The sequence below is a fragment of the Rossellomorea yichunensis genome (assembly GCF_032337515.1).
Lineage (GTDB): Bacteria > Bacillota > Bacilli > Bacillales > Bacillaceae_B > Rossellomorea > Rossellomorea yichunensis.
In genome coordinates this window covers 56,527-77,362 of sequence record NZ_JAVYAD010000004.1, presented here as the reverse complement: position 1 = coordinate 77,362, position 20,836 = coordinate 56,527, and the positions used below count along the sequence as shown (strand labels likewise).

The following is a 20,836-nucleotide window of genomic DNA, read 5'->3' as shown; positions in this document are numbered from 1 at the left end:
ATTATTATCATCACCCGGAAATTTCTGTTTACCCTGTCATGCTGGAGAGAAAGGTATGTCCAATATGGAAGGGACCACTTGGTTTTTACCTTTTTAGGACCGGTTAATTTATACTATTGTCAGATTTTTTCTTGTCTTTTAACTTTGTAAGATTACACTAAACAGTGAGGAGATTGATTGTATGCAAGTTGTAACCAAGATGTTTTTAGAACAACTCGACATGCATTGCCATGAGAATGATTGGTTTGCATCCATGGATCAGGCGCTTCATGGAGTCATCGCAGCTGAGGCAGCATGGACAAGCTCGGAAGTCAGCAATTCGATTTGGCAGATTGTCAACCACTTGATATTTTGGAATGAAGACGTAATCCATCGAATTAAGGGCACTGAGAATCCGCGTAAGGCAGAAGACAATGAAGAAACCTTTGGAAATCCGGGGAATCCTGAAGACGAAATTGGGTGGACCCAGACAGTGCAGCGCCTCAATGAAGTCATGAATAAATTAAAAACGGTCATAGCGGACCTTGACGATGAAAAGTTAAAAGCTCCGTATGCAGCTAACAGGTACTCTATTGAGCGTTTACTCAGCAATATCATGATGCACGATACGTATCATCTCGGCCAAATTGTTCTGTTGCGAAAGCTGCAATCCACTTGGGGGGGCGTTGATTGGTCCTAAAGCACCATCATTCAGCGACCTTCCCAGAAGCAGTATTGGCGGTGTGCAGCCATTTTCCGTCTTTATGGATGGCTAAACGGTTAGTCAATAAATTAGAACGTACTGGCATATTTCATTATTCAACAGTCGGGCGCTTTTCTTAAATAAGAAGGCGTCTTTTTGCATGTACAATAGTTAGGGATTTAGTTTAATGAGGTGTAAAAAAAGATTGTGAAATCCTGTACTTAAAGTAAAGGAGGCACTAACTGAAGATGGGCTAATGGATCAGGCTTTTGGCCTTCTTCAATTATGAGGCTGATTTGTTCAAGAAGGATATTTTCTGTATTAAGGGAATTATAATTTCAAATAAACCTTACAGTAATACAGGTATTGAAAATAACAGAAACAAAGGAGATATGAAATATGAAGATCAATAGAATCGATCATGTGAGTATAAACGTACAGGATCTTTCAGAGGCTAAAGCGTTTTTTGTTGATTTAGGACTTGTAGTGCAAGGGGAATGGGAATTGGATGGAGAACAGTTGGACAGAATAGTAGGGCTTAAAGGTGTGAAAACGGCATGTGTAGGATTGGGGATGCCAGATGGTCAGGCATGGATAGAGCTGGTCAAATTTTATACACCGTCAGATGAAAAAGGTATTCAGCAGCCTTTAGCCAATACGCTGGGAATCCGACATATTTGCTTTGCTGTTGAAGATATTGAAACGATTGTTGCCAATTTGAAAAAGAAGGGAACGGGAATCTTTAGTGAGATACAGCAGTACGAAGAAAGTTATAAGTTATGCTACGTTCGTGGTCCGGAAGGGATTATTTTAGAGTTGGCGGAGAAAATCAGTTAAATAGTGAATGGGACTTTAAATGATTTAGATCTCCACCTTTATTCTTGAATGATCGGGTACTTGAAAAAGTTTCTGGTGTTTTCTATGTCCCTAATGACTCTCTAAATCTTTAAATGGGAATATAGCTGAATCATAATGTTCCTACTGTTGAGCAACTAAATAGTTGCTTATACTTGACGGGCAACCAATGAGTTGCATATAATCAATATATGACTTGGGACAAAGACACTATATTCAAAGCACTTGGCGACTCGACTCGGCGACTTATCCTGGATGAGCTTTCCGACCGCAACGAGCTGACGTTGTATGAACTTACGGCACGCCTCGTTATGAAGCACAACCTTTCCATTTCGCGACAGGCGATCACGAAACATCTTAATCTATTGGAAGATGCAGGACTCGTCATTTCAGAACGGAAGGGAAAATATCGAGTACTTATGTTTAACAAAGAACCACTTGAAAACTTATTGAAAGGATGGGTAGACTAATTTATCACAAATCGGCAGAAGATAAACTGCCATCGCAACGATTAAAGGAGGCCAAATGAGGATGAAAATTATAATCACCAGTATATTCGTTCAAGACCAGGACAAAGCATTAGCGTTTTATACGGACACCCTGGACTTTGTGAAAAAGCATGATGTTCCTACAGGAGCACACCGGTGGATTACGCTTGTTTCACCTGATGAACAGGACGGGACCGAGCTTTTACTTGAACCAAATGAGCACCCGGCTGCGAAAGAGTATCAAGAGAAATTATTCGCTGACGGCATCCCCGTAACGATGTTTGGAGTTTCGGATATTCGCAAGGAGCACGAGCGGTTAGTGGAAAAAGGTGTAACGTTTACGATGGAGCCAACCGCCATGGGAGATATCACGATAGCTGTCTTTGACGATACATGTGGAAACCTTATTCAGATGATACAGCAGTAATTTTTTATGACGATGTATAAAATAAATCGGAGCATTGAAAATTAGGTGGGATAAAAGTGGACAGTCAAGTAAAGTTGGCATTTGAACATTCTAAGTCAGGCGATAAAGAAGAGCGTTATGAAGCCTACCAATATATATTAAAGGTAACTGACCAAAAAGTTGATTGGGCATATGAAGTATGGGATCAACTACTAGAGGACTTAACTCATAAAGATAACCATCAACGCTCTCGTGCAGCACAATATTTAGCTAACCTAGCCATCAGCGATCCAGAGATGAGGATGATGAAAGATTTCCCCAGGTTGTGGGAGGTAACAAAAGATGAAAAGTTTGTGACGGCCAGGCATTCTCTCCAATCAATCTGGAAGGTCGGAATTGCTGGTACACCTCAAAAAGAAATGGTTATGGATTATATGGTTGAACGTTTTAAAAAAGGAACAGATGAAAAAAACTTTACTTTAATTCGGAATGACATCCTTCAAAACATGAGGAATTTATATGATCATTTTAATAATGAGTCTATCAAACAAACCGCTTTAGATCTGATTGATACGGTTGACGACAAAAAGTACAAAAAAAAGTATATGGATATTTGGAAGTAAGTCAACTATTTTTTCTTAAAGAACGATACCTTAACCCCGTGGCCATTCCTTTACGTGCTGTAAACAGCATGTTGAGGAATGGTCCTTTTTCTTTAAATAGGGATGGCCAGTTAGAAAAATATCGGTTTATTCTATGAGATATTGGGGATTCTTCTTAATAGTAACGAAAGAGGAGTGGACGTATGGAGTTAGCTGGCAGAAAATTAAAAGACAAGGCTCTGGCCGCAATGAGTAAGTTCAAACACAATATGAAGGGGACGTACTATTCTATCGCTGATATTCCCACAGCTTCCGTTCAGGAGCTGGCGGATTTCATTCAGATACACCCTGATACACATGAAATCAAGAAGCATCTGCTCGGCAACACCTATACCTTTTTTAGATTAAACGTGAACAACTATCGATTCTACTTAGAAACAACCAAGGGACGTATTTTACAACTGGATGGTTCATTAAGTGGAAAGGAATTGGTTTCATATCGATCCTACCGGGATGCTGATGATATACATTCACCAGTTAAATTGAGTTAAGAATAGGGAAATGGGCTTTCTTTTAGAAGAGGGTCCGTTTTTTTTGTTGTTGAAACCAAATGATAAGTAAAACGTATAATTTATATAGATGGAAATATTTGATTGATTGTACTTACCAAGCACGGGAGAAAGTTTTAATAAAAATACAATGGGGTGACGGTCAAATGAGAAACGAGCCTCTTAAATTAACTCTTATAATAATCTCAACTACAATTCTTTTATATCATACTTTTCATTTATTTTATCTTTGGTCAGAGATTCCAAATACAATCGCTATCCATTTTAGTAAAGGAGAACCTGATCAATGGGGTTCAAAATACTTCCTGTTCATCATGCCCATTGTAAGTATTTTAACCTGGTTCCTTATTCGATTAGTAGCCAAAAAACCGGAGAAGTTGAACTATGTTAATTTAACGGAGGGGAACAAAGAAATACAATCTGCAAAAGCCGATAAAGTAATGGTACTCATTCAACACCTTGGTTCTATAACCTTTATATTTGCTAATGAAGCCTTTCTTAGAAATGCAGTTGGAATGGAGTCAAGATTGCCTTTTTCAATGGCCATCGTTCTATTGTGTATTTGTTTTATGGCCCCCATCTACCATTTATTCTGGGCAGCAACGTTGAAAAATTAGAGGATGTAAAGAAAGGAGCATACAATGAAACTATTGAAAAAAGGATTGATCAGAGGAGTCATTCCATTTGGTTTCTTGATCATCATTTCTCTGCTATGGAATCAACTCCAAGGGACATCAGCTATTTCAAACACATTCTTCTTTTATGGTCTGATCGCTTTTTTCTTAGGGCTGGCAAGTGTCATATATGAAATTGAACAATGGGGGTTCTTAAAACAAATTATTGTTCATTACTTGTCCATGCTGATGACTGTTTTTCCAACTTTACTTCTGAGAGGTTTTTATCCGCTTGATTCTTTCAGAGATGCAGTGAACGTATTTTTCCTTTTTAATAAGGTTGGAGTTATCTTATTCTTGACTACATATTTTATTTTTACATGGCGTAAAAGGGCTTATTTGAAAGCCCGGCACCAATAGGACATGAATGGGTCTGTAGCTTCCAAAAGTATAGAAGCATAAGAACCGTCCCCCTGCTTCCGTCCCCCTGCTTCCGAACCAAAATAATTAATGATAAGGGAACATTATGAATCAGATCTCACATGTTAAAAAAAGAAAATTAACACCAGACTTAGCACGAGGTTTTATGTTGTTGTTTATTGCATTGGCTCACGCGAATCAATTTATCTTTTCAACTGACCTGGGAGTTACGTTAACCGATCAGTTCACTGTATTTTTCAGGCAGGTTTTCATTGATGGACGTGCCTTCCCTTTGTTTGCCATCCTTTTTGGATATGGGCTCCATCAAGTGTATAAAGGGCAAGAGAGAAAAGGGACCACTTGGAAAGATACGAAAAAAATTTTCAGGCGTAGGGGAGCTTGGATGTTAGTGATAGGCTTTTTCCACGCCACTCTATTCTTTGCAGATATTATAGGGGTGTATGGATTTATCGCTCTCCTTTTTGCGAGTTTATTTCTTCGATTATCGACTAGAAAAAGCATCATTTTGACGATTTTTTTTCTAGTCTTAGTGGGCTTGTTTGCTCCGTCCATGCCAAGGGGCTTTGATGCATTAAATATGGAAGTCACGAATTCAGCCACGATTAAAGATCCCTTCGAGGCATCCATTACCCGAATGGTTGAATGGATGTTCTACACGCCTGTTCTGAGTTATCAAGTGATCCCAGGAGTGCTAATGGGTATTTTAGTTGCTCGTTTTCAGGTAATAGATCATCCTATAAGACATAAGAAGGCACTACTCACGGTTGGTATATTGGGACTTTTCCTATCGACGGCCGGCGGTATCCCGATGGCGTTGATGTCATCATTGTTTTGGACGAGTTACAGTGATGGATTGGAAGCAATGGCAAAGTCACTTCATACCATCACTGGTTATGCGGGTGGAGTAGGATGGACCGCACTGATTGGACTCTTTGTCATTAAGGTAGAAGGGAAAAGCGGGCGCTTTACAAAGGCTATTGCGGCACTTGGACAACGTTCACTGAGTTTTTATCTATTTCAGTCCGTTATGTTTGTTTTGATCTTGGCCCCTTATGCTGGAGGTCTCGGTGGACACATCAATCAATTATGGAGTGATGTGGTTGCCGTATTGGTTTGGATTTTTACCGTAATGATTGCTCATTATATGGATCAACGGTCTATACGTGGACCTTTTGAGACTATTTTAAGGAAAAAATCAGCCATTAAACAAACCATAAATGTAGACAGTTAAATAAGTTGAAGGATGCGAAGAACTTCCGCCTAAGCAATGGGAGTAGGTTCTTTGCTGCTTATCTACACAACGGATGTTGTTATGAATGACAAATTTTTTCATCTGATTGAACAGGCTTAGAGGAAATGTCCGTCTAGGCCATTTTGTATTCCACGAGCCTATCACACAGAGCCTGATTTTTGTCGAATGTTCGTGATGAATGGAAAGGATTTCCGATAAGGATGTCGAAGAATTAAAGAAGATTCTTTTTCTTAAAGGAGACCTGATATGTTTGAGACTGTCCATCATTTAATTTTGCATGTGGTATTTATCCTATTTACGATTCTTGCTTTTCAAATGGTTACGAATGGATCGGACAGCAATACAAAAGGGTTTCCCTTTAAGTTCTTTCTCATGAACCTTGCTATGTTACTGTTTACAATGATCTTCCCCGTTGTATACTCCAGCGGTTATGTGTACGATTTCAAAGTGATTCCCTTCATCCTTGCCTTTCTCTATGGTGGTAAGAGAATGGGTTTCAGTATGTTCACCGCCATGCTGTTGATTGGTTTATTTACCACCCATGTAATGATCTTTTTGATTGTGAATTATGCGATCTATGGTGTGTTGCTGATCCCTTTATCGAAATGGTATAAAAGGTTGACTTGGAAGAACAAGATTCTCCTGATTTCCGTCTTTTATTTCTTCATCCCGGTTACAAGATCCCTTTATTTACTTCAAAACAATGAAGTAGGGCAGCTCCCGCTTGTGGCAAGCTCTACCTTGATCATATGGATTACGCTGATCCTGACGATTTATCTGATTGAAAACCGATTGGAACAAATCAGGATTAAAACTGAGCTCATGAAGGCTGAAAAGTTTAATGTAGTCAGCCAGTTAGCGGCTTCCGTTGCGCATGAAATCCGAAATCCCATGACGACCGTAAGAGGATTCATGCAGCTCCTGCAGAGAGAAACGTTAACAAAAGAACAAAAGAGCTTTATTTCCATATCCATACAGGAATTAGATCACGCACAAGACGTCATCAATCAATACCTCTCCCTCGCCAAGCCGCAAACAGAGGAATACGAATTGTTCAGTTTGACCGAGACCATGAATGAATCTGTTGACGTGATGTCTACGTATGCTGTCATGAACAGCATAGAAATCAATCGAAATATTGAAAACGACCTGATGATTAAAGGGATAAAGATTGAGATGAAGCAAGTACTGCTCAATCTTTTGAAAAATGCCATCGAGGCGGTAAAAGAAAATGGGAGAATCACAGCGGCGGCCACTGTACATAAAGACGGCCGGATCTTGATCGTCATTCAAGATAATGGGGCTGGCATTTCTCCGGAACAACTCAAGGTATTGGGCAGACCTTATTACTCGACCAAGGAAAAAGGGACAGGACTTGGTTTGACCTTCTGCTATCAAATTGTCAAAGGGTTGAAGGGTGAAATAGAAGTGGAAAGCGAGCGGGGAGTGGGGACGACGTTTCGAATTTTTTTGCCTGGGAATCCATAAGAATGTATACCTATTTTGAATGTGTGAAAATGATTTCTCTCTATAAAAATATCCGGTGCCCAAATATGGGGTCACCGGATATGATCCTATCAGAATATTACTTGTCTCAGGAAGGGAGAATCAATGCATCATCATTTCATCAGCGATATCCTCGCCGCTCAAGTCAGAAGGGTAATAGGTTGGCCAGTTAACGACTTCCTCCAGCAACGCTTCCCGGTCATCTCCCCAATACAAGTGATAGTGATGTGAATCGGTTGGGGCAATGCTATGATCACTAAACTGGATATAGTTTGGCATCTTTCCTTCCTCCTCGTCAGCAAGCTTGAAGATATAGCGCACTCCACGGTTTCCCTTCTCATAGGTTAGAATTTCGTACCCGTCATAGGTATAGTGTCCAGACGATTTTTTTCCATCTTCATAGAAGGTGAACGTATCCCCATCGATCATGATACGATCGACGCCTGTTTTGTATCCTGTTGTATAGTACTCTTTATACTCTTCAGCAGTCTTATCTCCGTCTTCTGCTTTGTGGGCAAATACTTCATCAAGGGTCCCATCCAGTAAATAAGGGTAAACGGACTGCCAGTCACCTTCCCAGTCAGATAACTCACGATCTTTTATTTGTTCATCTTCAAAGTAACCATCATAAATCTTCTGCGCTTCTTCATCTAATTCATGGCTGTGGTCATGGTCGTCTTCTTCCGGTTCTATAGCCGGTGCTTGTTCCAATGCTGTATGCAACTGTTTCAGGTTATGTCTCATCAGTGAAAAATAGTCTTCATTCTTTTCAATATCTTCATCCGTCAGTACAGACAGATTATGAAGCCTGAGTGCTTCTGCACCTATTTCATCCCTAACGACTTCAGCTGTTTTCGTCGTAATGTTCTGTTCAAAAAAGACGTGCTTTAATCCGTATTCTTTAGCAGTCTCTACAATGGTCTGAAGTTCTTTCTGAGACGGTTCCTGTGTCGGGCTCAAGCCGGAAACAGCAATCTGATGTACACCATAAGCTTCTTCCCAATAGCCATAGGCGGCATGAGAGACGATAAAGTGATTGCCAGATGTTGCTTCCAGTTCAGTGGCAAACTCCTGATCAAGAGCTTCAAGGTCAATCTTGAGAGTTTCATAGTTTTCATTAAATAGTGTCTCTTCTTCAGGCTTCAATTCCACTAATACATTCTTAATGTTCTCTGCCAATTCAATGGAGCGGATTGGGTCCAGCCATACGTGAGGATCTTGATCTCCGTGGTCATGATCCTCTTCATGATCGTGGTCATGGGCTCCTTCATTAAGCTCAATCCCTTCAGCTGCTTCAACAACGGTCACATCTTCAACCTCTACAGCCTCAGCGATTTTTTCAGCATACGCCTCAAGCCCCGCGCCATTCATAATAAATGCATCTGCTTCAGCAATGGCCATTACGTCTTTAGAAGTGGGCTCATATGTATGTGAGTCCGACCCGGGAGGTAACAGTGATTCAACTTCAGCTTCTACACCAGCAATCCGTTCTGCAAAAAACTGCAGGGGATATACCGTAGTGAAAATCTTCACCGGATCAGTTGAAGACGCTTCCTGTTCCTCACTATTACTCTTATTTCCTTCTCCACATGCAGCAAGGGAAAGGACCAATAATAAACTAAATAAAGCCATCCATTTTTTCCTCATATATATCCTCCTTATGATTTCTTAAAATAATATATCGTAACTATTACGATTTGTAAACAGTAATTATTACGATTTACAGGTAACAGTAGATAGTAAAATATCGCAGAAATTGAAGTGAATATTTCCGCAGACAAATTAATGGAGCGTTTTAAAAGAGGTGATGAACCCAGTGCAAGTCAATGAGGTGGGTTGAGATTATGGGCTGCGGGGAACTTAATTGGGGGATCAGATTGTTTTATTCAATCAATGCTTTCAACATTTAAATGGGTTCTTTAATAGCATATTGCTTATCAGATGTCAGCATAAAACTAACTGACGTGATTTCCTCAATCTATGTGAGAACCACACATACACCATTTAACTTAACGTTTTTTGTATGGGTTCTTGCATATCCAACAAGCGGACGTATTTCACTATCTTTTGCATGGACCCAAAAATATTCTAAGATGCAGTGAGCCATCGTGTCGTTCATATAAGCAGACCAATGGGTGGCAATTTCCTGTTTTTAGACATCATGAGCTTCGAATTATCTGCTTTTTATTGGAAAAGGAAATAGTCCATTAATGGAACCTATTGTGGAAGAAAAATAAATTAAAAATATGTATTTAAAGTACAATATATAGTAACTTAAGAAAAAGTTAAGAATTCGCCCTCTATATTTTTAAGAAATCTCTATTAAACTTACATGTGAAGGTGTAAGGAATTTGACACTTGGAGGATTTCTTATGAGTAATGAAACCATACTTGTAGAGGGTGATGAAAGGAAATATGGCTCTATATCCCTTTGGAAATAATATGTCCAAAGGGTATTGTTATGAGAATTAATACATAATAATTTCAACACCATCGGCCCTATTCTTTAATAAGAAAAAATAATAGAAAATAAATGAAAGCCCTAAATGATTCCATTAGCTGCCACGTAGATTACCAAAAACAACAAGCAATTTTAGGGGCAGCTAGTAAGAAAACGATGGAGATTTAGCGACTATCACTTTAGTAGGAGTGAAATAATGAAACCTTTATCAATATTAGTAGCTGATGATGAGGAGGAAATTGCTGATCTGATTGCTATCCATTTAGAAAAAGAAGGGTACCGCGTGACGAAAGTATCAGATGGAGAAGAGGCTGTTCGTGTGGTCGAGACTCAGGTCATTGACTTGCTGATTTTGGATATCATGATGCCGAAAATGGATGGATATGAAGTCACCCGACGCATTCGGGATCAGCATAATATGCCCATCATCTTTTTGAGTGCCAAGACATCTGATTTCGATAAAGTTCAGGGCCTTGTCATTGGGGCAGATGATTATATGACGAAACCATTCACCCCGATCGAATTGGTTGCGCGTGTGAATGCCCAGCTGCGGCGTTTTTTGAAGCTTAATCAACCTAAGACGACTACAGAACGGAAAGGCTCCGTGGAAAGTGGTGGATTGGTTATTTCTCACGATCAGCGTAAAGTGACTCTCTATGGAGAGAACATCGAACTAACGCCTAAAGAGTTTGATATTTTGTACTTACTGGCCAGTCACCCGGGGAAAGTATTTGGTGTGGAACATATTTTTCAGCAGGTGTGGGGGGATGCATACTTTGAAGGTGGGAATACCGTAATGGTCCATATTCGTACCTTACGAAAAAAGCTTGAAGAGGATAAACGGAAGAATAAATTTATCAAAACCGTTTGGGGCGTAGGGTATACATTCAATGGGTAAATTACTGCGAGGCTTCCGTTCGAAAATGATCTTATTGCTGGGACTAAGCATGCTGTTGTCTGCGGCTCTTACATATCTACTCTTTAAAGCACTCCAAATGTATTATTATTCAAATGTGAATTATGGAGATTCACTAGGTTATTTTCGCATTATCATACGAAATATTGGTGACTTCAACGTTTTTTTACTAGTATTCATCCTGCTTTCGATCTTCTTCTTCTTTTTACTTACAAAGCCTTATTCAGCCTATTTTAATGAGATTTCAAAAGGAATTCATTCTCTCGCCCAGGGTGACTTCAAGCATCGGGTTCAAATCGTGTCGAATGATGAGTTTAGTGATCTTGCCGAGAGCATCAATCTCGCCAGTGAAAAATTGGAACAAGCCATCGAAAGAGGGGACTTTTCGGAAAGTAGTAAAGAGCAGTTAGTCGTCAATTTAGCTCATGATCTCCGTACGCCCCTCACTTCCGTTTTAGGTTATTTGGATTTGATCCTTAAGGATGAGAATTTGACGAAAGAACAAGTCAGACACTTTTTAACGATTGCCTTTACGAAATCCCAGCGTTTAGAAAGACTGATTGATGAATTATTCGAAATAACGCGAATGAACTATGGCATAATGCCAATTAAAAAAAATCATATAAATGTAAGTGATCTCCTAAATCAATTAAAGGAGGAGTTGTATCCTGTCTTCGAGAAGAATGATTTGATCGCTAGAGTGAATGTGACTCCGCAATTACCTGTATTGGGTGATGGAGAGCTCTTGGCACGCGTGTTTGAAAATCTTCTTACCAATTCGAATCGCTATGGTAACGATGGCCAGTTTGTGGATATTAATGGCTTTATTGATTCCGGGAAAGTGGTTATTCAGATTGTGAATTATGGAGATCCCATTCCTCAGAATGAGCTGCCCCATCTCTTTGATATGTTTTATACCGGTGACAAAGCACGAACTCATCAAGGAGGCGGCACCGGAATTGGCCTCTTCATTGCCAAGAATATCGTGGAGCAGCATGATGGAACCATTACGGCCGAAAGTAGTATCATACGTACCATTTTTGAAGTGCGCTTGCCGCAGGATAGTGAAAAACCGAATGAATGATTTAAGAAAAATTTAAAATTTACCCCACTCTTTATTTAAAAAGTTTTCCCTACACTTATAAGCAACGAAGAGTAAGGAGGAAACAGCTAAATGAAGAAGTGGGGATTTTTAATATTATCCTGCCTGGGGTTAACGTTCGTCTATATGGGACCCTTGTCCGAACCAGAAGTAAAAATACAAAATCATGTTCAATCTGAAAATGGTATTGCTGAGGGTGCTGATACCCAAGAAATCAAAATAACAGAAGATCATATCTATCGAGGTGACCTGCTTTTGGTCAACAGTGAATATCCTGTGCACCAGGAAAGCATTCGATCGGATATTGTCAATTTATCTGCAAACAATGAACTGGCACAAGGGTACGTGTTGTTAGGCAGTGACATTTATTTATCAGAGGATATTGCCCATACATTCTCAGAGATGGTTGCTGCTGCTAAAAAAGATAGTCTTCGACATTTCGCCATTACGAGCGGCTTTCGGGGCTTTGATGAGCAAAGTGTTCTTTATGAAGATATGGGTTCTGACTATGCCTTGCCAGCAGGCTACAGTGAACATAATCTGGGCTTATCCCTTGATGTGGGATCTACTCAAATGAAGATGGCTAATGCACCAGAAGGAAAATGGATAGAAAAATACGCTTGGAAATACGGATTCATTTTACGTTATCCAGAGAATAAAACGGACATAACAGGAATACAGTATGAACCGTGGCACATTCGCTATGTTGGTTTCCCTCATAGCGCAATCATGAAATCCAAGAATTTCGTATTAGAAGAATATCTGGAATACCTAAAAGAAGAAAAAACGATTTCTGCTAGTGTACATGGGGAAAAATATGAGATTTCTTATTATCCTGTTACGAAACGTATGACCATTCATGTGCCTCGTGATCTTCGTTATGAAATTTCAGGTAACAATATCGATGGTGTGATTGTGACCGTGTTTCCTGATGCGGAATGAGACGAACGAAATGAATGAAAGGCATGATGGTACATGGCTAAAAAAATAGCACTCGTTTTGACGATTCTTCTTTTCCTTTCATTTACATGGTGACAATCTTTGGGTTAATGCGCGCTTTGGGAATTGTTTGCCTAGGTACATGAAGGATATGTTCTAAAAAAATTGAATTAATAGTAACTTAATGAATATGCAGGATACATTCACAAAGAATAGAGGGATAACCTATGAATATTATTCGTGCGAGTGAATCAGAAAGTAATAGAAGAAATGAGATGAGTACAATCTTTGTAGACGGCTTCTATCAATGGTTGAATTATTTTTCAAAAGATAAGGCTAAACTTTACAAGACATTTGCCCATATGTTTAATGAAGAGGTCTTTTATACGGCAGTAGTAGACGATCGTATTGCGGCTATAGCCGCTTGCACTACAAACAATATACCTTCTGTAAGACTGAAATATAGTGAATTTAGAAAGCACCTCGGCTTATTCATGGGGAGTATTGCTTATGTCATTCTCAAAAAAGAATTTGAGAAAAAGCAATATCCTTTTCAACTTTCTGAAAAGATGGGTGCAATAGAGTTTGTGGCAACGTCGGTAAAGTATAGAGGACAAGGTGTGGCAACTGAACTGCTAAAATCGATCATACATTCAACTTCATACGACGAATATGTCTTAGAGGTAGCAGATACCAACATAAGTGCCATCAAGCTTTATGAAAAACTGGGTTTTGCAGAGTTCATGCGTATACCTCAAAAGCACAGTGAAAAAAGTGGTGTCAATGATCTTGTCTATATGAAGCATGTGAAGGTGAAAGAAGTGGGGGACTAAAGAGCCTATGGAATGACTGATTTTCTGGAATAACAGGTTAGTACAATTAGCTCCGATACTTTAGAAGAAAAGAGATGGCATAACGGGTCCTGCTTAACATCATACTAGTAACAAAACCTTTAAACGGAGGATCATGTTGTGGAGAAAAAAATGTTAAGCGTACTCATTTCCTTATGCCTGATTTGCTTCCCATTCTTATTCAGGGGTTCTATGATGAAGCAGAACTTAATCGTTTTCTTTTCAAAGGGCGTTGTGTCCACTCTAGTTGATACATATGTTGTGTCGGAGAAACGTGTTGCCTATCCAATTCGCCCTTTTCCAGGAGTGTTTAAGACCAATATTGTTTTTGATATGTTGTTTTTTCCATTGTTGAGTGTGATCTGGGTTAGACAGACGTATAATGACGGGTTATGGAAGATCCTTTGGAAAAGTTTGACCTGGAGTGTTCCCATGAGTATTACTCAATGGTTTCTTGTGAAATACACAAAGTTAATCCAATGGAAATAGTGGTCGGCATTTCATACCTTTGGTTATGTAAGTTTCACATTATTTATCATCAGGGGATTTGTATCCGTCGTTAAAAGATTGGATCAAGCCAAGAGTACTCAATATTAAATCGTTAACTTAAGGTTTGGTCATATGATAAAGACTCAAAAACTAGAAGTGGTGTTATGGAGCATAGCATTTCCAGGCTTTGGGCAGCTGTTGAATGGTCATCTCATAAAAGGATTCTTATTTGTTTTATTAGAATTCATCATTAATAGCATGAGTACATTTAATCTGTCTATCATGTATAGCTTTCTTGGCAGAATCTCGGAAGCTGAAGAAGTGATCCACTACCAATGGATCATGTTTTATCCATGTGTTTACATGTATGCGATGTATGATGCCTACAAATTTTCAGATGGAGAAAATCCTCCCTTATCGTTTATTCCATATGCCTTTGCTGCCTACTTTGTCACGGTTGGAATTATGTATTCCCCAAAACCATTCCTCTCTGTTCACTTTGGTCCAATTTGGCTGCCGATGCTTGCGCTGATTCCGGGACTGGCGGCAGGGTTTATCATTCGGGCAATTTTATTGAGGTTTACCTCGTTATCATAAACGGATGTGCTATGTTATTTTGCAGACATCACTGAACCGTTAAATTTGAACCGATACACAAATCTTACTGCCCTGTACCCACAATCCGAGAGGTATTCTCCAGATCCATTTCTGTACAAAATCAAAAGACCCGTCGAATTCGACGAGTCTTTTTGCTTTAGCCAAAGCAATGGTTGCACCTTTTATAATGCGAATGATGTATTAAATATGAATAGACTTTCATAGGTAAATTCGTCAAGGACTGCCCGGTAGCGGATGCCGTTAAGTTCTTTTCTAATTCAAACCCATCGACTGCTTCAATCCTGGAAAATTTTTGTGCAAATGTCTCAAGTGCTATTTTCATTTCTAATCGTGCAAGGAGGGCACCGAGACAGAAGTGAGGGCCATTTCCAAACGTCAAATGCTTTTTATTGTTGGAGCGGTGAATGTCGAGGGTGAAAGGGTTCTCAAACACCGCGTCATCCATATTGCACGCACTCATACCTATTAAATCATTGTCTTTCTTCACTGTACGATCTCTTCTTGACATATGGAAGCGATAGCGGAGCATCTCTTCGACCGTGTTCGGAACTAAATCGAGATTATTTCTTATCTCTTCATAGATAGAAGCATCATCATAGAGCAACGAATAGAACGTATTGGAGATGGCATGACTGGTGGTTTCGACACCTGCACCCAATAGCACTAAAATAAGAAGAGAATGTCTTGAAGGAGCTTTGAACATGTCTATTCATATATTTATATTAAGCAAGCTGATGAAGGAAAATAACTACCCATATAAATTAAAAAAACAACTATCAGAGCCGATCCCATTGGATAAACTGGGTGGGTTAACAGAGAGCAAACTATACTATCATTTTGATTCATTAGCCAAACAAGGTTTAATCGAAACCGTTGAAATCATTAGAGAAGAACATCGACCAGATAAGCAAGTGTTTGGTATCACAGCTAAAGGCCGTGAAGAATTACCCGGAAAAATATACAAGTTATTTGATCAAGCAGACGATATTCGCGATATGGTACTTAATCATAAGAAGTAGGAAAGTCTCTTAAAACGGGAATAGTTATAAAGTCTTGCTCATTTTCTATTAGAAATATCATATTTATTCAACCAGAACTTTCAGTCGAATGTTGACTGGTTCCATTATATTGAATAGAAAAAGCTGTCTCCCCGACAGCTTTTTCTATTTGTACCGTATTCAAATTTATCAATAATTATAAATTTGGGGGAATCATAGGGGCTATTTATCCTGCTTTCTTAATAACCCTTGAAAATCCAAGCTCCTCTTGGGTAAATGTTGGGAAAATTAGAAAAATAAAGGAAATTGTAAATAAAACTCTGAATTGTAACATTCAATAGAAAGGCTGGAAGTAAATCACATGCAGATTAAGAGATAAGTAGAAAAAATGATAATGGGTCTCAGTTTTTATCTTGATGTTTTTTTATTTCTCTGATTCATTGTACATGACGTGCTTTTGGCTATTTATGTGAATTTTGAAAGGAGGTGAAGTCTATTGAAATGGGACAGCTTTGGTTAATCATCCAGTATCATCCTGATGCCATTTTCTGACTGGAGGAACAAGACTTACAATTCTTGAATTAATGGAGGGGAATTATGAGAGGAAGAAAAAGCAAAGCAAAATGGTTGTCTATTGTTCTTACCCTGGTCATGTGTGTTCCATTAATATTTCCACCAACAGCAGGAGCAGCAAATTCCACTCAACCGGCACTATCAAGCGATAAGCCGTATACTTCAGTAAAAGACAGCGCAAAAGTCAGCCCGCAATCAAAAATTACATCTAAATTACAAGATCAATTCAAGAAGGAAAAGCACGTCACATACTTAGTGAAGTTCAAGGAGCAGGTAGACACTGAGTCTGTTGCAAAGAAAGCGACTGAGAAAGCTCAGAAGCAAAAGTTATCGACAAATAGTAAGAAACTGTTAAAACGAAACATGGTCGTTTCTGAGTTGCGTTCTACCGCACTTGAAACCCAGGCAGAAGTGAAAAAATACTTAAATAAAAATAAAAAATCCGGTGATGTCAAAGAATTTAACGATTTCTATGTGGTCAACGGCATGGCTGTTACAAGTACAAAAGGAGTAATGGAAAAGATCGCTGATTTCCCTGAAGTCGAAAAAATACTTCCAAATGAAACACGTCAGCTTATCCAGCCGGCTAAAGCGGATACTTCTTCTGTAGGAGTTATGCCAAAGGGGAAAGAAGCCGGAAATAATACATCCAGCATTGGATGGAACATCGACCATATCGGTGCTCCTGCTGTCTGGGGAATGGGAATCGACGGAGCAGGTACTGTTGTAGCTTCCATCGATACCGGTGTTCAATGGAATCATCCAGCATTGAAAGAAAAATACCGGGGATTTGATCCACAAAATCCTGAATCCCCTGCCCATGAATTCAACTGGTTTGATGCGACTGCAGGGCAAGGTGCCCCTTACGATGATCAAGGTCACGGTACACACGTAACCGGGACCATGGTTGGGTCTGAACCTGATGGCAGCAATCAAATCGGCGTAGCTCCTGGAGCTAAATGGATCGCAGTAAAAGCCTTTACTGCCGACGGAGGAACCGATGTTGATCTACTGGAGGCAGGAGAATGGATTCTCGCTCCAAAAGACGCTGAAGGAAATCCCCACCCTGAAATGGCTCCCGACGTTGTCAACAACTCATGGGGCGGCGGACCTGGTCTCGATGATTGGTACCGTGAAATGGTTGCAGCCTGGAGAGCCGCTGAAATATTCCCGGAATTTTCTGCGGGAAACACCACTCAATACAACTCGGGGGGGCCCGGTTCCATAGCAACTCCTGCTAACTATCCGGAGTCATTTGCTACAGGGGCAACCGATATTAATGACAAGCTAGGCAGCTTCTCTCTTCAAGGTCCTTCTCCATACGAAGAAGTAAAGCCTGAAATCTCTGCACCAGGAGTGAATATTCGTTCTTCAGTACCTGGAAGCAATTATGAAGGCGGATGGAATGGCACCTCCATGGCAGGGCCGCACGTATCAGCAGTAGTCGCATTAATGAAGCAAGCGAATGCGAGCTTAACAGTGGAAGAAATAGAAGAAATTTTAATTGACACTGCTGTCCCGTTAACAGATGATTCATTCCCTGAATCGCCAAATAATGGCTATGGACATGGATTGGTCAATGCCTTTGATGCTGTTTCCTCGATCACTTCAGGATTAGGCAAAATCAAAGGACAGGTTTTAAAGGGTGGGGAGGACGAAGAAGCCCCGGCGTTCGATCATACTGCTCAAGAAGATACCTATGCAAATAGGAAACTGCCTTTAACCATTGATGTTCAAGACAATATCAGTATCTCTTCCGTTACTCTGCAATATGTCAATCAGTCCGGGGACTGGGCAGATACAGAGGCAGAACGTACTTCCGGCTCATTGAATGACGGTACGTATACAGCCTCCATTCCTGGTGAGGAGATTGCAGAACCATCGGTATCTTATCGCTTTCAAATCGTAGACTTCGGCGGCAACGAGGTGACGACAGAAACGTATGAAGTAAGTGTGAAGCCTGGGATTACCTTGGGCTATTTCCAGGACTTTGAGTCTGAGCCTGTCGACTGGTATTCATACGGTGTAAAGGACTCATGGGAATGGGGTAAGCCCCGCGTTGGAGTACCCCCGTTCTCAGGTGCGAATGTGTATGGTACAAATCTTTGGGGAAATTATGATAATGATGCAAACATGACATTAGCTATGCCTCCTATCGATTTACCTGAAGATAGTCCGGCTTACTTACAGTTTATGAGCTGGCATTGGTTATACACTAATCAGGATTTTGGTACTGTGTTTGTGTCCACAGACGAGGAAAACTGGACACAGTTGCTGCGTTTCAGTAATAGTAATTTAACATGGGAAGCAGAAGAAATCGATTTATCCGAATACGCTGGTGAGCGGATTTACATCGGCTTCAACGTCACTACGAATGATGCCCTCCAACGAAACGGATGGTATTTAGATGATGTTGCATTATCGGCAGAGTCTATAGAAGAGGAAGGATCTAACAAAGCCCAACTAGGAGTTCAGCCTGATAAACCGGAAAAAGCGGCAGTAAAAGATAAAAAAGTGGATCCAGACAAGATTCAACCTGTCAGCACTCCTGTAAAAGAAGAAACAAAGGAAGCGGGCATCAATCCAAATGCACTTCCACTTAACGCACAAGTTACAGTTGTAGAAACTGGCAGAACCGTCAACACACTTCTTGACGGACAATACGAATTAACCCACGCTGCCGGAACCTATACAGTCAAAGCGGAAAGCTATGGTTATCATTCAAGTGAACAGAAAGTCGAAATTCCAGAGGATGGAGAAGTGGTAGCAAACTTCACCCTCGAAGAAAAGGATTATGGTACTCTTTCTGGGACAATTTCCAACAGTTCCAATGGAGAACCTGTAGCAAATGCTACGTTACTCCTTATGGAAGATGCTTCCGTGGCACCTGTTACAACAGATGGAAATGGTAACTTCTCGATTACTGCATACGAAGGAGATTATACACTAAGAGTGCTGGGTCCATCCTACTATAGTGAAAATGTGAAAGTTAATATCGAAGGCAATACAGATACGGAGTTCAATTTGGAGCTGCGCCCATTCATCGGCTATCCTGGGGAAATCGGTTATGATGATGGTACAGCTGAAGATGCACGCGCATTCTATGAAGCAGGCGATGGCTGGGCTGTAAAAATGTCCTTGCCTGAAGGAAAAGAAAAAGCATTAGTCACTGGAGGTTTGTTCCGATTCTGGGAAACGGATTGGCCAAATCCTGGTGGTACTGATTTCAAGGTAGCTGTCTATGATGCTTCTGGTGCGGACGGGGCTCCTGGTCAAAAAATAGCAGGGCCATTCGACGCTACCGCATTAAGAAATGGTGAATGGACAAATGTCGATCTTTCTAAGTACGGAATAGTTGTTGAGAAAGACTTCTATTTGGTATATATCCAAGCCGACCCTTATCCTGACTCGCCTGGATTAAGTACAGATAATAACGGAAAGTATGCTGCCCGTGGCTGGCAAATGGTAGATGGAGCCTGGACTGCGGCCCGTGAAGAGCTCGGTAACTTCATGATCCGTGCCATCGTCAATTATGAAGTGAATGCTCCGGTCATTACTTCACCAAAAGACAACTCATTCACGAAACATGAAACCGTTACAGTAGAAGGTACATCAGCTCCGAACATAACCGTTCATCTGTTCAATGGTAAAGATGAAGTGGCAACGGCTGAAACCACAGAAGAAGGTACTTTCTCTGCAGATCTTTCCTTACAAACGGGTGAAAATACGATCACAGCCAAGGCATCCACAGAAGCAGGCATAACCGGTCCATCAGAGCCTGTTACCATAACCCTTGACCAAGTAAAACCTGAATTGGCAATCACCTCGCCTAAAGAGGGGATAAAGACAAATCGTGAGGCCATTACTGTAGAAGGAACGATTTCAGATGAAAACCTCGCCTGGGTGAAAGTAAACGGTGAAAAAGCCACTGTAAACGACGGACAGTTCACCCACAGATTATTATTGAGTGAGGGAGAAAATGTCATCCAAGTGGTCGCAAATGACAAAGCAGGTAACAAGAAAAAACAAAGTTTCACGGTCGATGCCAAATTTGGTGACATTACAATTGACAACCTCCAGCCTTCAAAAGATAAGGAATTGAAAAAAGGTGAATCGGTAAAAATTGAGTTTGACAGTGAACCAGGGCTGGATGCAACCTTTGTCATCCAAATGCCTCTGACAAATGCAAGAGCTCAAGTGTCAAACGCAAATGACCTGCCGATGATGGAAACGTCTGAAGGACATTACGTTGGATACTACACCGCCACTTCAAATGTGAAAGCCCCTGGAGCAGTCATTGAAGTGAAGGTGTCCGATGATTATGGAAACGTAACCACAAAGCGTGCAGAAGGAAAATTATATATTAACTCCAAGAAATAACCGGTGATTGGAAGAAGAGTTGATTCGTCAACTCTTCTTTTTTATGGTGTGCCTACATCTCATGAGACTTAATCGGGGTGATAGTGAGTGTTAT

At 40.4% G+C, this 20,836-nt stretch carries 19 protein-coding genes and 1 pseudogene; 18 read left to right on the top strand and 2 right to left on the bottom strand.

The genetic code is table 11. The features are described 5' to 3' along the window. Positions 1 to 181: 181 nt before the first annotated feature. From RSX31_RS11370 to RSX31_RS11325, 10 genes are all read left to right on the top strand, one after another. Positions 182 to 679, top strand: coding sequence for a DinB family protein (locus tag RSX31_RS11370; RefSeq protein WP_315634588.1), 498 nt, complete (start codon positions 182 to 184; stop codon positions 677 to 679). 402 nt (positions 680 to 1,081) lie between these two features. Continuing rightward, positions 1,082 to 1,519, top strand: a complete 438-nt coding sequence (locus tag RSX31_RS11365) for a VOC family protein (protein WP_315634587.1) — start codon at positions 1,082 to 1,084, stop codon at positions 1,517 to 1,519. A gap of 209 nt (positions 1,520 to 1,728) precedes the next feature. After that, entirely contained in the window at positions 1,729 to 2,007 is a 279-nt protein-coding gene (locus RSX31_RS11360) for an ArsR/SmtB family transcription factor (RefSeq protein ID WP_148967713.1), read from the top strand. 61 nt (positions 2,008 to 2,068) lie between these two features. Beyond that, positions 2,069 to 2,452 carry a VOC family protein gene (locus tag RSX31_RS11355; protein WP_148967714.1) on the top strand — a complete coding sequence of 128 codons (384 nt, stop codon included), beginning with the start codon at positions 2,069 to 2,071 and terminating at the stop codon, positions 2,450 to 2,452. A gap of 56 nt (positions 2,453 to 2,508) precedes the next feature. Next, positions 2,509 to 3,054, top strand: a complete 546-nt coding sequence (locus RSX31_RS11350; RefSeq protein WP_315634586.1) for a hypothetical protein — start codon at positions 2,509 to 2,511, stop codon at positions 3,052 to 3,054. A 182-nt stretch (positions 3,055 to 3,236) separates the two neighbouring features. Next, positions 3,237 to 3,584, top strand: a complete 348-nt coding sequence (locus RSX31_RS11345) for a hypothetical protein (RefSeq protein ID WP_315634585.1) — start codon at positions 3,237 to 3,239, stop codon at positions 3,582 to 3,584. A gap of 164 nt (positions 3,585 to 3,748) precedes the next feature. Continuing rightward, a complete protein-coding gene (locus RSX31_RS11340; RefSeq protein ID WP_315634584.1) occupies positions 3,749 to 4,219 on the top strand; it encodes a DUF1648 domain-containing protein in 471 nt (156 codons plus the stop codon). 24 nt (positions 4,220 to 4,243) lie between these two features. After that, complete coding sequence (locus RSX31_RS11335; RefSeq protein WP_315634583.1) at positions 4,244 to 4,636, top strand: DUF3021 family protein; 393 nt, start codon at positions 4,244 to 4,246, stop codon at positions 4,634 to 4,636. A 106-nt stretch (positions 4,637 to 4,742) separates the two neighbouring features. Next, entirely contained in the window at positions 4,743 to 5,888 is a 1,146-nt protein-coding gene (locus RSX31_RS11330; protein WP_315634582.1) for a DUF418 domain-containing protein, read from the top strand. 267 nt (positions 5,889 to 6,155) lie between these two features. Next, positions 6,156 to 7,397: an ATP-binding protein gene (locus RSX31_RS11325; protein WP_315634581.1), complete on the top strand. Its 1,242-nt coding sequence runs from the start codon at positions 6,156 to 6,158 to the stop codon at positions 7,395 to 7,397. A 120-nt stretch (positions 7,398 to 7,517) separates the two neighbouring features. Here the strand turns inward: RSX31_RS11325 and RSX31_RS11320 are convergent, their stop codons facing one another. Continuing rightward, complete coding sequence (locus RSX31_RS11320) at positions 7,518 to 9,062, bottom strand: metal ABC transporter solute-binding protein, Zn/Mn family (RefSeq protein ID WP_315634580.1); 1,545 nt, start codon at positions 9,060 to 9,062, stop codon at positions 7,518 to 7,520. Positions 9,063 to 10,072: 1,010 nt separating this feature from the next. On the opposite strand from RSX31_RS11320, the gene vanR reads away from it, so the two are divergent. From vanR to RSX31_RS11290, 6 genes are all read left to right on the top strand, one after another. Next, positions 10,073 to 10,774, top strand: coding sequence for a vancomycin resistance response regulator transcription factor, VanR-F/VanR-M family (vanR, locus tag RSX31_RS11315; protein WP_148967729.1), 702 nt, complete (start codon positions 10,073 to 10,075; stop codon positions 10,772 to 10,774). After that, positions 10,767 to 11,876 (top strand): HAMP domain-containing sensor histidine kinase, encoded by a 1,110-nt coding sequence (locus tag RSX31_RS11310; RefSeq protein WP_315634579.1) that lies wholly within the window; start codon positions 10,767 to 10,769, stop codon positions 11,874 to 11,876. Before vanR ends, RSX31_RS11310 begins: the two co-directional genes overlap by 8 nt. Before the next feature lie 90 nt (positions 11,877 to 11,966). Beyond that, a complete protein-coding gene (gene vanY / locus RSX31_RS11305; RefSeq protein ID WP_315634578.1) occupies positions 11,967 to 12,836 on the top strand; it encodes a VanY-A/VanY-F/VanY-M family D-Ala-D-Ala carboxypeptidase in 870 nt (289 codons plus the stop codon). Positions 12,837 to 13,060: 224 nt separating this feature from the next. Continuing rightward, positions 13,061 to 13,666: a GNAT family N-acetyltransferase gene (locus RSX31_RS11300; RefSeq protein WP_148994646.1), complete on the top strand. Its 606-nt coding sequence runs from the start codon at positions 13,061 to 13,063 to the stop codon at positions 13,664 to 13,666. Positions 13,667 to 13,879: 213 nt separating this feature from the next. Next, positions 13,880 to 14,173 (top strand): CBO0543 family protein, encoded by a 294-nt coding sequence (locus RSX31_RS11295; RefSeq protein ID WP_315634577.1) that lies wholly within the window; start codon positions 13,880 to 13,882, stop codon positions 14,171 to 14,173. Between the two features lie 132 nt (positions 14,174 to 14,305). Beyond that, on the top strand, positions 14,306 to 14,770 hold the full coding sequence (locus RSX31_RS11290) for a hypothetical protein (RefSeq protein ID WP_315634576.1): 465 nt from the start codon (positions 14,306 to 14,308) through the stop codon (positions 14,768 to 14,770). A 157-nt stretch (positions 14,771 to 14,927) separates the two neighbouring features. Here RSX31_RS11290 and RSX31_RS11285 read toward each other — a convergent pair. Beyond that, positions 14,928 to 15,458 (bottom strand): annotated as a pseudogene (locus tag RSX31_RS11285) (cytochrome P450); the annotation flags it as partial. A gap of 34 nt (positions 15,459 to 15,492) precedes the next feature. Here RSX31_RS11285 and RSX31_RS11280 point away from each other — a divergent pair. Next, entirely contained in the window at positions 15,493 to 15,810 is a 318-nt protein-coding gene (locus RSX31_RS11280) for a PadR family transcriptional regulator (protein WP_315634575.1), read from the top strand. A gap of 576 nt (positions 15,811 to 16,386) precedes the next feature. Next, positions 16,387 to 20,742 (top strand): S8 family serine peptidase, encoded by a 4,356-nt coding sequence (locus RSX31_RS11275; RefSeq protein ID WP_315634574.1) that lies wholly within the window; start codon positions 16,387 to 16,389, stop codon positions 20,740 to 20,742. The last annotated feature ends 94 nt before the right edge of the window (positions 20,743 to 20,836 follow it).